Source organism: Streptomyces chattanoogensis (genome assembly GCF_001294335.1).
Lineage (GTDB): Bacteria > Actinomycetota > Actinomycetes > Streptomycetales > Streptomycetaceae > Streptomyces > Streptomyces chattanoogensis.
The window spans coordinates 1-225 of record NZ_LGKG01000123.1 but is presented as its reverse complement, the minus strand read 5'-3'; the positions used below and the strand labels follow the sequence as shown (position 1 = coordinate 225).

Sequence of the window (225 nt, the reverse complement as noted above, 5' to 3'; positions counted from 1 at the left end):
ATGAGCTGTACGAAGCGGTCGAAGAGGTACGCGGCGTCATGCGGACCCGCGGCGGCCTCGGGGTGGTACTGGACACTGAAGGCCGGCTGATCGAGCAGCCGCAGACCTTCGACGACGTTGTCGTTCAGACAGACATGGGAGACCTCCGCACGCCCGAAGGGGGTGTCGGAAACCCTGTCGAGGGGGGCGTCCACGGCGAAGCCGTGATTGTGCGCGGTGACCTCG

1 protein-coding gene is annotated in these 225 nt (G+C 66.2%); it reads right to left on the bottom strand.

Annotated features, from left to right (window positions below; translation table 11 throughout):
• The coding region (locus ADL29_RS14820) for a glutamine amidotransferase-related protein (protein ID WP_425424241.1) at window positions 1-225 on the bottom strand (225 nt) is incomplete at both ends.